The following is an 11,098-nucleotide window of genomic DNA, read 5'->3' as shown; positions in this document are numbered from 1 at the left end:
CGGGAGGGGTCACGGCTTCTGGAACCCGGCGTCCTGGAGGATCTTCTGGGCCTCGGGACCGCTGAGCCAGGCCACGAACGCGGCGGCGGCCTCGGCGTGCTTCGACGTCTTGAGCGTGGCGGCCGGGTACTGCGCGATCGCGTTCTGCGCGTCCGGGATCTCGATGGCGTCGACCTTGTCGGGCGCGGTCTCGGCGTCGGTCTTGTAGACGATGCCCGCGTCGGCCTCGCCCAGTTCGACCTTGCTCAGCACGGCGCGGACGTTCGGCTCCTGGGAGACCGGCTTGACGTCGATCTTCTGGGCGTCGAGCACCTGCTCGCTGTAGCGGCCGACCGGCACCTCGGGCGCGGCCAGCACGACCTTGAGCTTGGGGTCGGCGAGGTCCTTGAGGTTCTCGACCTTGTCCGGGTTGCCCTCGCCCGTGGCGATCACCAGCCGGTTCTTGGCGATGATCGTGGGGGTGCCGGTGTCGGACTTGAGCCCGTCGATGGTCTTGGTGTCGGCGGTGACCAGCGCGTCCGCGGGGGCGCCCTGCTTGACCTGGGCGGCGAGTTCCTGCGAACCGGCGAAGGAGAACGTCACCTTCGTACCGGGGTGCGACGACTCATAGGCGGCACCGGCCGTCTTGAACACGTCGGTGAGCGACGACGCGGCCAGGACGGTCAGGTCCGCCGAGGCGGGCGCGTCGGAGGCCGCCCCGGACGTCGTCGCGGCGGCCTCGGGCTTCTTGTCGCCGTCGTCGTCACCACCGCAGGCGGTCAGGGGGACGAGGAAGGCGACGGTCACGAGCGCGGCGGCGGCGCGACGGCGGGTGAAGGTGAAGGTCATGAGGGTGGGGGCTCCTTGGCAGTGCGTCCCTGCGGTCCACAGGGACGGAACGGACCTGACGCGCGACGGATGTGGCGCGGAACGGACCTGGTGCGGGAGGAATCAGGAACAGGAAGAGCAGCAAGAGCAGGAAGGGGTACGGATCGCGAGGCGGAGGTGATCGCGAGGCGGAACGGGTCAGGTGCGGTCGATGTGCACGCTGGTGGACTTCACACGGGCGGTGGCCTGCATGCCGACCTCCAGTCCCAGCTCCTCGACGCCCTCCCGGGTCAGCAGGGAGACCAGCCGGTGCGGGCCGGCCTGGATCTCCACCTGGGCCGCGACATCGCCGAGTTTGATGGCGGTGACGATCCCCGGGAACGCGTTGCGGGCCGAGGTGTACGACACGTCGTCCTCGCCGGCACCACCCTGCGCGACCTCGACGGAGAACGCCGCGAGATCTTTGCCGTCGATGAGCCGGCGGCCGCCCTCGTCACGATGGGTGGCGACCCGGCCGGCATCGGCCCAGCGGCGCGCGGTGTCGGGACTCACCCCGAGAAGCCGCGCCGCCTGACCGATTGTGTAGGACTGCATGTGCGACAAGATAGGCCGATTTCCCTGGCATTCACAATTCTTTGGTGCGATCTCTCTGGCAGATGCGAGTTTTGTCGGAGAAACATCCAGACCACCCCGTGTCGCCGCGCCGACGCCGAGTGTGATTAGAGTGCGGAGATATTTGATCGATAAAATCCGCATTTCACCCCTTCTGTGAGGCGCATCCCATGAGCTTGAGCATCCGGAACCAGCTTTCCGGGACCGTCACGGCCGTCTCCCCCGGAGAGGTCATGGCCGCGGTCAAGGTCCGGCTGGCGGGCGGGCAGGAGATCACCGCCGCCGTCACGCAGGAGGCCGTGACGGAACTGGGGCTCGCGGCGGGCACACCCGTACGCGCCCTGGCGAAGTCCACCGAGGTCGCGCTGGCGACCGGCTCGGTCGAGGGGCTGAGCATCCGGAACCACCTCCCGGGCACCATCACGGAGATCACGTCAGGTGGCGCCATGTCGGGCGTCAAGGTGGCGGTAGAGGGCGGCATCCTCACGTCCGCCGTCACGACGGACGCCGTCACGGATCTCGGCCTGGTGGTGGGCACCTATGTCGTGGCGCTCATCAAGTCGACCGAGGTCTCGCTCGCCACGCTCTGAGGGGACGACCAGCACCTTCCGCCATCACGACTGGCCGATTTGCCTAAAGCTGTTAGGCAAATGCATGATGGTTGTAGTCGAACAGGAGGAAGGTTATGGTTCGAGCAGGGCTGACCCCGGAGCGTCTGACGCGGGCGGGGGCGGAACTGGCCGACGAGGTCGGCTTCGACGAGGTGACCGTCTCGGCGCTCGCCCGGCGGTTCGACGTCAAGGTCGCGAGTCTGTACTCGCACCTGAAGAACTCCCAGGACCTCAGGACGAGGATCGCCCTGTTCGCGCTGGAGGAACTGGCCGACCGGGTCTCCGCCGCGGTCGCCGGACGGGCGGGCAAGGACGCCCTGGCCGCCTTCGCCGACGCGTACCGCGACTACGCCCGGGAGCACCCCGGCCGGTACGACGCCGCCCGCCTCCGGCTCGACCCCGAGACGGCGGCGGTCGGCGCCGGGGTGCGGCACGCGCAGATGACACGCGCGATCCTGCGCGGCTACGACCTGACGGAGCCCGACCAGACCCACGCGGTCCGGATGCTGGGCAGCGTCTTCCACGGCTACGTCAGCCTGGAGATGGCGGGCGGCTTCAGCCACACCGCCGTCGACCCGCAGGAGTCCTGGGCCTGGACCCTGGACTCCCTCGACGCGCTGCTCCGTACCCGGACATCCCACACCTCTTGATCAACAGGCTGGAACGATGAGCACCGACCACGAGACGCACGCCGCACACCACTGGATCACCACCCCCGTCACCGCGGACCTCCTGCGCGGCTTCCTCGACCTGGAGCGGACCGCGCACGGCCTGCTCCCGCACCGGCTGCCCGCCCGGGCCCGCCGGCAGATCCCCGACGACCAACTGGCCGTGGCCGAGGCCCAGCCGTCCGGCGTGCGCCTGGTCTTCCGTACCCGGGCCACCACCGTCGAACTGGACACCCTGCCCACCAAGCGGGCCTACCGGGGATTCCCACCCCCCGCGGACGGCGTGTACGACCTGCTGGTCGACGGCCGTCTCGCCGCCCAGGCCACCGTGCCCGGCGGGAACGTCCGCACGATTGTCGACATGATGACCCAGTCCGCCGAACTGGCCGAGGGGCCTCCTGGCACCGCCCGGTTCACCGGTCTGCCCGCGCGTGACAAGGACGTCGAGATCTGGCTTCCCCACACGGAGACGACCGAGCTGATCGCCCTGCGCACCGACGCTCCGGTCGAGCCGGCGCCGGCCGGCGGGCGGAGCGTGTGGCTGCATCACGGCAGTTCCATCAGCCACGGCTCGAACGCCGCCCACCCCACCGGCACCTGGCCGGCCCTGGCCGCGGCCCTGGGCGGGGTGGAGTTGGTCAACCTGGGGTTCGGCGGCAGCGCACTGCTCGACCCGTTCACCGCCCGGGCGATACGGGACACCCCCGCGGACCTGATCAGCCTCAAGATCGGCATCAACATCGTCAACGCCGACGTGATGCGCCTGCGCGCCTTCGCCCCGGCGGTCGACGGCTTCCTCGACACCGTCCGCGAGGGGCACCCGACCACCCCGCTGCTGGTCGTGTCCGCCCTTCTGTGCCCGGTCCAGGAGGACACCCCCGGCCCCCTCGCCCCCGACTTCGACGGCGGCACCCTGCGGTTCAGGGCCACCGGCGACCCGGCCGAACGAGCCGCCGGGCGCCTGACGCTCAACGTCATCCGCGACGAACTCGCCCGGATCGTGGCGCGGCGGGCTGCCGACGACCCGAACCTGCACTACCTCGACGGCCGTGAGCTGTTCGGCGAGAAGGACCACGCCGAGTTCCCGCTGCCCGACGGGGTCCACCCCGATCCGGCGGGACACCGCCGCATCGGCGAGAACTTCGCGCGGCTGGCGTTCGCCGACGGCGGCCCGCTCACCACCGGGACCGGCTGACCGTACGCGGGGCCACGTGACGGTCACCCGGCGCCCGCCGGTCAGTTCTTGACGGACCGCAGGATCACGAACTTCGGGTCGCTCGTCACGACCTCACAGTTGCCGAAGAGCCGCTTGAGCTTGGTGTGGTAGCCGAGGTGCCGGTTGCCGATGACCCAGAGTTCGCCGCCGGGGCGCAGCGCGGCGCGTGATCCGCTGAACATGCGCCAGGCCGTCGCGTCGGTCGTCGACTGGTGGGTGTGGAACGGCGGATTGTTCAGCACCAGGTCGACCGACTCTGCGGGGATGTCCGACAGGACGTCACCGAGGACAAACGCGGCCTCGGTTCCGGCGTCGACGTTCTTGCGGAAGGTCGCCTCCGCCGACGCCACGGCGGAGAACGACTCGTCGATGAAGGTCACCCGCGCCTCGGGATTGGCCAGGGCCATCGCCGTACCGACCACGCCGTTGCCGCAGCCGAGGTCGACCACGTGCTCGGCGCCCTCGCGGCGCGGCAGGTGATGCAGCAGGAAGCGGGTGCCGACGTCGAGCCGCTCCGCGCAGAAGATGCCCGCGTGGTTGACGACCGTACGGCCGGACACGGTTCCGAGCCCGTCGGGCAGGGCGTAGCTGTGCGGCCAAGGGGACGGCGCCCGTACCCGGCCCGGCGAGGGCGAGGTGTGGATCAGCCGCGCCTTCCTGACCGCCAGCGAGGTGGTGGTCGGGCCGAGGATCTGGTCGAACAGCTTGAGCGTCGAGGTGTGGATCTCGGTGACCCGTCCCGTACCCACCACCACGGTGTCCGGGTGGACGGCGGGGGCGAGCCGGTGCAGCTGGTCCTCCAGCTGCGCGAGGCTCCGGGGCACCCGGATCAGCAGGACGTCGACGCGCTCCGGCGGGGTGTCCCGGGCGGAGAGGAGCCGTACCTCGTCGGCCTCCGCGCCGTCGCGGCGCAGATTGGCCAGCGTCGCCTGCTGGGTCAGATACGAGTCGGTGATCTGTACGAGGGGTCCCGTGGTGGCACTCCCCCGCCGGTGGGCGGCGAGAGCGGTGGTCAGGGCGCCCCAGCGGTCCCCGACGACCACCACGGCGCCGGAGAGGTCCGTGGCACCGGGGCCACGGCCGCTGCCGGGCTCCAGCAGGGCATCCGGCCCGGACGGCGAACCGTCCCCCGGGGCGGTGTCCGGGTCCGGGCCCGGCACGGTGTCGGGCCCGGCCTGTGGACCTTCCGTTCCCGCGAGGTGCCGCAGCAGGTACTCGTCTGCGCTGTCCCACGCGCGCAGCGTCTCGCGGGGATGCTCGGGAAATCGGGTGAGGCCGAACTCGCCCCAGAGTGTCGTCAAACGGTTCATGGTCCGCCCAGGCTAGCCCCCGTGGCCGCACGTCCGCGCCGCGCGGCCACCCGGGACCGATGCTGGAGGGCCCTGGTCAGGGCGCGGTGTCGCTCTCCGGGGGCCGGCGCGCGCTGTCGAGGGCCGCCCGCGCCTGGCGGTACGTGAGGACCGCAGCGAATTCGGTACGGGCGATCTCCAGGACCACCTCGGCGTCGGCGGGCGGATGGGGGTGGTCGCGCAGGGCGATGTCCGCCGCGGCCCGCGCGAGCAGGTCGTCGTCCGGGAACGCCCCGGGCTGGGACATCGTGCGCAGCACCTCGTGCCAGAGGCCGGCCATCGAGTCACTTCCCTTCGTACGCGGGGGTGCCGAGCGTGGCGAGAACGTGGTGGATCATCTCGTCGGTGAGCCGGTCGCGGGAGAGCGAGGCGTGGTGGCGGGCCCAGTGCGCGACGAGTTCGTTGATCGCGCCGATGAGCGCGACCACCGCGAGGGTGTAGTCGCGGGGCACGGCCTCGCCGCGCCCGACGGCGCGGTCCGCCTCGCCCAGGAAGAAGTCGGTCCACAGGCTGCGCCAGAGCAGCCGGTGTTCCTCCACCGCCGGTCCGGCTCCGATGACCTCGACAAACGCGACCCGGGTGGCGGCGGGGTCCGCGGTGACGGTCGCGAGGTAGGCGCGGCACAGGGCCGTGACCCTGGCGCGGGTGGAGGCGGAGGCGACGGCGGGGTCCCCGAGGACCACCAGGGCGGCTTCCATGCCGGCCCTGGCGATGTCGTTGTGCAGGGCGATCAGCAGGGCCTCGCGGCTCTCGAACTCCTCGTAGAACGCCCGGATGGACACATGGGCGGCGGCGCAGATCCGTTCGATGGACGTGGCCGCGAAGCCGCGTGTGGTGAACAGTTCGAGGGCGGTGGACAACAGGCTCTCGCGGCGCCGGGCGCGCCGCGCCTGTCCCGTGAGGGCCGCCGGGGGCGTACCCCCTGATTCCCCGTACTGATCCATTCGACCTCCCCCATGGGCCTTGCCGAACACGCGGTCGCGGCTTCGGTAAGGGCGCTTATCGAGCATGCCACGCACGGGAGAGCGGTAGGGCCCGTTCCGCGAACAATCCGGGTTCCCGGCCGCCCGAACGGACACCTGAGCGGTCACCCGGGTGGTCACCCCGGCCAGTCACTCGGCCGGTCACCCGAACGGCCGTCACGCCGGGCTGCCGGGCCGCCGTCGCGTGATGCTCGTACGGAGTACCGGACAGGGTCTTGTCAGGGGCCGGCAGGAGCTTGCCGGTTCCGGGCAGGAACGTGTCAGGACCGGCCAAGGCGCCGTCGCGAGCGAGAGGGGCCGCCATGACCACTCCCGCCGACCGGGCGCTGACCGGCCGCGCGGCACGCCACCACGCGTCCCGCTCCTCGCACGGCCTGTGGATCCCGCCCGCCCACCGGACCGATCCGCTCGCGGTGCTGGCGAGCCGGAACAGCGGACGGATCCCCGAACTGCTGCCCCTGCACTACGCGCGCATGGCCGCCTCCCCGTTCGCCTTTCTGCGCGGGGCCGCCGCCGTGATGGCCGCCGATCTGGCGCACAGTCCCCGCACGGGTCTGACCGTTCAACTGTGCGGGGACGCCCACCTGTTGAATTTCGGCTTTTCCGCCTCTCCCGAACGCACGCTCCTTTTCGACCTCAACAACTTCGACGAGACGCTGCCGGGGCCGTTCGAATGGGACGTGAAACGTCTCGCCGCGAGCATCGCGGTCGCGGCCCGCGACAACGGACAGCCGGACGACCGGGCGCGCGGGGCCGCCCTGGCCGCCGTGGAGGCGTACCGGACGTGGATGCGGCGGCTGGCGGACCTCGGCGAACTCGACGTCTGGTACCGGCATCTGGACACGACGGACCTGCTGGCGCTCGTACGGGCCGGGCAGCGCGGCCCCGCGGAGGAGGACACCGAGGGACCTGTGGACCTCGCCGACCCCGCGGACCCCGCCCGCTCCCCGGATCCCTCCGCCGCCTCGGACCCGTCCGCCACCCGGCACCGGACGAGCCTGCGCGCCCTGGAGAAGCTGACCGACACGCCGGGCGGCCGGCGCCGCATCACGCCCGACCCGCCGGTGCTGGAGCCGGTGGGCCGCATCGACGCGGCGGCGCTGCGCCGGATCTTCATCGGCTACCGCAGCACCCTGCCCGAGGACCGCAGGGTGCTCCTGGACCGGTTCCGTTTTGTGGACGCGGCCCGCCAGGTCGTGGGGGTCGGCGGCGTCGGCGTCCGCTGCCACCTCGTCCTGCTGGAGGGCCGCGACTCGGCGGATCCGCTGTTCCTCCAGATCAAGGAGGCCGGGCGCTCCGCTCTCGACCCGCCGCTGCCGCGCGGCGCGTACGAACACCAGGGGCATCGGGTGGTCGCGGGGCAACGGCTGCTCCAGGCGGCTGCCGACCCCTTCCTCGGCTGGGTGACAGGACCGGAGGGCCGTCACTTCTACTGGCGTCAGCTCCGCGACGTGAAGGGCGCGAGCCGTGTCGGCGACCTGACACCGGCCCTCCTGCTGGACCACGCACGGCTCTGCGGTACGGCCCTGGCCCGCGCGCACGCCAGGTCGGGCGACCGGATCGCCATCGCGGCCTACCTCGGCCGCGCCGACACCTTCGACCGGGCCGTCGCCGACTTCGCGCTGCGGTACGCCGACCGCACCGCCCTCGACCACGCGGGCCTGCGGGCGGTCCTGGCGTCGGGACGGATACCGGCGACGGGCTGAGGGCCCGACCGCTCGCTACCAGTCGTGGACCGTACCGTCGCCCAACCGGTTGACGGGCAGGTACGCCGGTTCGTACGGGAAGCGGGCGGCGATCTCGTCGTCGAACTCCACCCCGAGGCCGGGGGCGTCGGACGGGTGCAGCAGACCGCCCGTGAACCGGTAGGACGGCCGGAAGACCTCCAGGGTCCGCGCGGAGTGCGGCGCGTACTCCTGGATGCCGAAGTTGTGCACGGCCAGGTCCAGATGGATCGCCGCCGCCATCCCGACGGGCGAGATGTCGGCGGGACCGTGGATGCCGGACTTGACGCCGTACACCGCGGCGAGGTCGAGCAGCTTGCGCATCGCGGTGACACCCCCGACGTGCGTGACCGCCGACCGTACGTAGTCGATCAGCCGCTCACCGAGCAACGGGCCGTAGTCGTGCAGGGAGTTGAAGACCTCGCCGAGGGCCAGTGGGGTGGTGGTGTGCTGCCTGACGAGCCGCAGGGCGGTGGGGTCCTCGGCCGGTGTCACGTCCTCCAGCCAGAACAGGTCGTACGGCTCCAGGTCCTTGCCCAGCCGGGCGGCCTGGATCGGTGTCATCCGGTGGTGCCCGTCGTGGAGGAGCGGCAGCGCGGGGCCGAACTCCGCCCGGACCGCCTCGAAGACGCCGGGCATGTGCCGCAGGTAGGCGGGGGTGTCCCAGACCTCCTCGAAGGGCCTCGGGTGGCCGCCGACCGCGGCCGGCGCGTCGGCCGCCGCCCCGTCCACGCCGTACACCGAGTCGAGTCCCGGGATCCCGGACTGGATCCGGACGGCGCGGTAGCCCCGCTCCAGGTGGGCGCGTACGGAGTCGAGGATCTCCGGTACGTCCCGGCCCGAGGCGTGTCCGTAGGCGAGGGCGCCCGACCGGGAGGCGCCGCCGAGGAGTTGGTAGAGCGGCATGCCCGCCGTCTTGGCCTTGATGTCCCAGAGCGCGGTGTCCACGGCCGCGACGGCGGCCATCGTGACGGGGCCCCTGCGCCAGTAGGCGCCCCGGTACAGGTACTGCCAGATGTCCTCGATCCGCCCGGCGTCCCGGCCGATCAGCAGGGGTGCGACATGGGCGCGCAGGTAGCTCTCGACCGCCAGCTCCCGACCGTTCAGGGTGCCGTCACCCAGCCCCGTGACGCCGTCCTCGGTGGTGAGGCGCAGGGTGACGAAGTTGCGGCCGGGGCTGGTGACGAGGACGTCGGCGGCGATGATCTTCATGGAGGGCGCGGCTCCTGTCGGTGGTGGAAGCGGGGCCAGCCCACCGTACTCAGGGGGGAAGCGGGGCACCCCACCGCACTCAGCGGTCCGCCGCCGCCGTCAGCAGAGCCGCCGCCTCCCGCGCCTGGAGGGCGGGCTCCGGCGTCCCGGAGATGCCGGCGGTCACCATGGCGCCCTCGGCGAGGAGCAGCAGCTGGCCGGCCGTGCTCGCGGGCAGTCCCGCGTCGGCCGCCAGCCCCTCCAGGTAGCGGAGGAAGGCCGTTTGGTGCGTACGGGCCTGGGCGGCCACGCGCGGGGAGGTGGCGCCGAGTTCCCCGTACGCGTTGATCCAGGCGCAGCCCCGGAAATCGGGCTCGCCGAACCACGCGTGGAGATGGTCGAAGACGGCCAGGACACGCGCGCGGGGATCGCTCTCCTGGTCCACGCGGTCGGCGAGCCGCCGCCGCCACACGAGGTCCCGCCGCTCCAGGTAGGCCTCGACCAACTGCTCCTTGGCCGGGAAGAGTTGGTAGAGCCGCTTGAGCGACACACCCGAAGCACCGCGGATGTCGTCCATGCCGACGGTCTGGATGCCCCGGCCGTAGAACAGCTGCTCAGCGGCGTCCAGCGCCCGCGACCTGGCCGCCGCCCCGTCCTTCACCTGATCATTCACTCCTTGACCCGAGAACCAACGTTCTCTACGGTATCAGGAGGAGAGAGAACGTTGGTTCTCCCCAGGTTGCGCTCATCCGCCTCCGGCCGCCCGTCACACTCCCCCGAGGACGTCACCATGACCGCCCGACCGCCGCTTCCCCCCTTCACCCCCGACACCGCCAGGCAGAAGGTCCAGGCCGCCGAGGACGCGTGGAACACCCGCGATCCCGAGCGCGTCTCGCTGGCCTATACGGAGGATTCGCGGTGGCGCAACCGCGGCACGTTCGTCACCGGACGGCCCGCCATCGTGGAGTTCCTGACGGCGAAGTGGGCGCACGAGCTGGACTACGCGCTGCGCAAGGAGCTGTGGGCGTTCGACGGCGACCACATCGCCGTGCGTTTCCAGTACGAGAGCCATGACGCGGCGGGTCAGTGGTGGCGCAGCTACGGCAACGAGCTGTGGGAGTTCGACGAGAACGGCCTCATGGCACGCCGGGAGGCCAGCATCAACGACGTGGCCATCGAGGAGAGCGAGCGCCGGATCTTCGGTCCCCGCCCCGAGGCCGAGCGGGGTGTGCCGTTCCCACTGCGGTGAGTGAGGCGGGAGACACGCCAGTGACGCGTCAGGAAAAGGCCGCCACCTCGCGGACCCGTACCGGACGGCTGTTCAATGGAGGGGTACCCCGGCGCACGCGGCGCCGGCGAGGAGTGTGAGTCCCATGCACCCATCGGGCAGGCCCCCGTCGAACGACCGGCGTGTGGTGGTGGGGGTGAACGGGTCGCTGGGCAGTCTCGCGGCCCTGCACCGGGCCGCCGCCGAGGCCCGCCGGACGGGCGGGCAGCTGTGGGCCGTACTCGCCTGGGACCCGCCACCCGCCGAATTCACCCAGCACGGCTATCTCCCGTCCGTCCCCCTGCTGGAGGCCTGCCGCCGCGCGGCGGGCCTGGAACTGGCCACGGCCCTGCGGAACGCCTTCGGGAACGCCGGTCCCGGCGTGCCGGTGGACGGACTCGTCAGCCGTGGCACTCCCGGCCGGGCGCTCGTCCAGATCGCCTCGCGCGAGGACGACCTGCTGGTCGTCGGTACGGGCCACCGGGGCCTGCTGCACCGGGCGCTGTTCCCCTCGGTGGCGCGGTACTGCGTCGCCCACGCGGCGTGCCCCGTACTGACGGTGCCGCCCCCGCCGTTGCAGCAGGAGCTGGAGACGGCGAGCAGGCGGAACGCCCTGCGGCTGCCACTCGACGCGCGGGAACTGGACGGCGGCCGGATCTCCGAGGTGTGA

At 71.9% G+C, this 11,098-nt stretch carries 13 protein-coding genes; 6 read left to right on the top strand and 7 right to left on the bottom strand.

The genetic code is table 11. The features are described 5' to 3' along the window. Window positions 1–9: 9 nt before the first annotated feature. On the bottom strand, window positions 10–828 hold the full coding sequence (modA, locus tag OG349_RS33630) for a molybdate ABC transporter substrate-binding protein (RefSeq protein WP_327238198.1): 819 nt from the start codon (window positions 826–828) through the stop codon (window positions 10–12). A 177-nt stretch (window positions 829–1,005) separates the two neighbouring features. Next, entirely contained in the window at window positions 1,006–1,401 is a 396-nt protein-coding gene (locus OG349_RS33625) for a TOBE domain-containing protein (protein WP_327238197.1), read from the bottom strand. A gap of 188 nt (window positions 1,402–1,589) precedes the next feature. Between OG349_RS33625 and OG349_RS33620 the strand changes: the two genes are divergently transcribed. The 3 genes from OG349_RS33620 to OG349_RS33610 all read left to right on the top strand — a co-directional run bounded on the left by OG349_RS33620 (window position 1,590) and on the right by OG349_RS33610 (window position 3,893). Further along, window positions 1,590–2,009: a TOBE domain-containing protein gene (locus OG349_RS33620; protein WP_327238196.1), complete on the top strand. Its 420-nt coding sequence runs from the start codon at window positions 1,590–1,592 to the stop codon at window positions 2,007–2,009. A 95-nt stretch (window positions 2,010–2,104) separates the two neighbouring features. Continuing rightward, window positions 2,105–2,680: a TetR/AcrR family transcriptional regulator gene (locus OG349_RS33615; RefSeq protein WP_327238195.1), complete on the top strand. Its 576-nt coding sequence runs from the start codon at window positions 2,105–2,107 to the stop codon at window positions 2,678–2,680. A gap of 16 nt (window positions 2,681–2,696) precedes the next feature. Further along, window positions 2,697–3,893, top strand: a complete 1,197-nt coding sequence (locus OG349_RS33610; protein ID WP_327238194.1) for a GDSL-type esterase/lipase family protein — start codon at window positions 2,697–2,699, stop codon at window positions 3,891–3,893. Between the two features lie 41 nt (window positions 3,894–3,934). Here OG349_RS33610 and OG349_RS33605 read toward each other — a convergent pair whose 3' ends face one another. From OG349_RS33605 to OG349_RS33595, 3 genes are all read right to left on the bottom strand, one after another. Next, window positions 3,935–5,224, bottom strand: a complete 1,290-nt coding sequence (locus tag OG349_RS33605) for a methyltransferase (protein ID WP_327238193.1) — start codon at window positions 5,222–5,224, stop codon at window positions 3,935–3,937. A 76-nt stretch (window positions 5,225–5,300) separates the two neighbouring features. Then, window positions 5,301–5,543, bottom strand: coding sequence for a hypothetical protein (locus OG349_RS33600; protein ID WP_327238192.1), 243 nt, complete (start codon window positions 5,541–5,543; stop codon window positions 5,301–5,303). A gap of 4 nt (window positions 5,544–5,547) precedes the next feature. Beyond that, a complete protein-coding gene (locus OG349_RS33595) occupies window positions 5,548–6,207 on the bottom strand; it encodes a TetR/AcrR family transcriptional regulator (protein WP_327238191.1) in 660 nt (219 codons plus the stop codon). A 341-nt stretch (window positions 6,208–6,548) separates the two neighbouring features. Here OG349_RS33595 and OG349_RS33590 point away from each other — a divergent pair, with 341 nt between their 5' ends. Then, window positions 6,549–7,952: a DUF2252 domain-containing protein gene (locus tag OG349_RS33590; RefSeq protein WP_327238190.1), complete on the top strand. Its 1,404-nt coding sequence runs from the start codon at window positions 6,549–6,551 to the stop codon at window positions 7,950–7,952. A gap of 15 nt (window positions 7,953–7,967) precedes the next feature. Here OG349_RS33590 and manD read toward each other — a convergent pair whose 3' ends face one another. Together manD and OG349_RS33580 are read right to left on the bottom strand one after the other, a co-directional pair. Next, the gene (manD, locus tag OG349_RS33585) at window positions 7,968–9,182 is read right to left on the bottom strand and encodes a D-mannonate dehydratase ManD (protein WP_327238189.1); all 1,215 of its coding nucleotides are present in this window, start codon (window positions 9,180–9,182) and stop codon (window positions 7,968–7,970) included. Between the two features lie 79 nt (window positions 9,183–9,261). Then, entirely contained in the window at window positions 9,262–9,834 is a 573-nt protein-coding gene (locus OG349_RS33580) for a TetR/AcrR family transcriptional regulator (RefSeq protein WP_327238188.1), read from the bottom strand. Window positions 9,835–9,951: 117 nt separating this feature from the next. On the opposite strand from OG349_RS33580, the gene OG349_RS33575 reads away from it, so the two are divergent. After that, window positions 9,952–10,410, top strand: a complete 459-nt coding sequence (locus OG349_RS33575; RefSeq protein ID WP_327238187.1) for a nuclear transport factor 2 family protein — start codon at window positions 9,952–9,954, stop codon at window positions 10,408–10,410. Window positions 10,411–10,534: 124 nt separating this feature from the next. Further along, complete coding sequence (locus OG349_RS33570; RefSeq protein WP_327238186.1) at window positions 10,535–11,098, top strand: universal stress protein; 564 nt, start codon at window positions 10,535–10,537, stop codon at window positions 11,096–11,098.

It is taken from the genome of Streptomyces sp. NBC_01317, assembly GCF_035961655.1.
Classification (GTDB): Bacteria; Actinomycetota; Actinomycetes; order Streptomycetales; family Streptomycetaceae; genus Streptomyces.
The sequence above is the reverse complement of the archived record's forward strand: the minus strand, read 5'-3'. Positions and strand labels throughout refer to the sequence as shown.

Bases quoted from the DNA above. Each gene is read 5' to 3' on its own strand.
- manD (WP_327238189.1), bottom strand. From the start codon at position 9,182: ATGAAGATCATCGCCGCCGACGTCCTCGTCACCAGCCCCGGCCGCAAC.
- OG349_RS33620 (WP_327238196.1), top strand. From the start codon at position 1,590: ATGAGCTTGAGCATCCGGAACCAGCTTTCCGGGACCGTCACGGCCGTC.
- OG349_RS33605 (WP_327238193.1), bottom strand. From the start codon at position 5,224: ATGAACCGTTTGACGACACTCTGGGGCGAGTTCGGCCTCACCCGATTT.
- OG349_RS33590 (WP_327238190.1), top strand. From the start codon at position 6,549: ATGACCACTCCCGCCGACCGGGCGCTGACCGGCCGCGCGGCACGCCAC.
- OG349_RS33625 (WP_327238197.1), bottom strand. From the start codon at position 1,401: ATGCAGTCCTACACAATCGGTCAGGCGGCGCGGCTTCTCGGGGTGAGT.
- OG349_RS33610 (WP_327238194.1), top strand. From the start codon at position 2,697: ATGAGCACCGACCACGAGACGCACGCCGCACACCACTGGATCACCACC.
- OG349_RS33600 (WP_327238192.1), bottom strand. From the start codon at position 5,543: ATGGCCGGCCTCTGGCACGAGGTGCTGCGCACGATGTCCCAGCCCGGG.
- OG349_RS33595 (WP_327238191.1), bottom strand. From the start codon at position 6,207: ATGGATCAGTACGGGGAATCAGGGGGTACGCCCCCGGCGGCCCTCACG.
- OG349_RS33615 (WP_327238195.1), top strand. From the start codon at position 2,105: ATGGTTCGAGCAGGGCTGACCCCGGAGCGTCTGACGCGGGCGGGGGCG.
- OG349_RS33570 (WP_327238186.1), top strand. From the start codon at position 10,535: ATGCACCCATCGGGCAGGCCCCCGTCGAACGACCGGCGTGTGGTGGTG.
- modA (WP_327238198.1), bottom strand. From the start codon at position 828: ATGACCTTCACCTTCACCCGCCGTCGCGCCGCCGCCGCGCTCGTGACC.
- OG349_RS33575 (WP_327238187.1), top strand. From the start codon at position 9,952: ATGACCGCCCGACCGCCGCTTCCCCCCTTCACCCCCGACACCGCCAGG.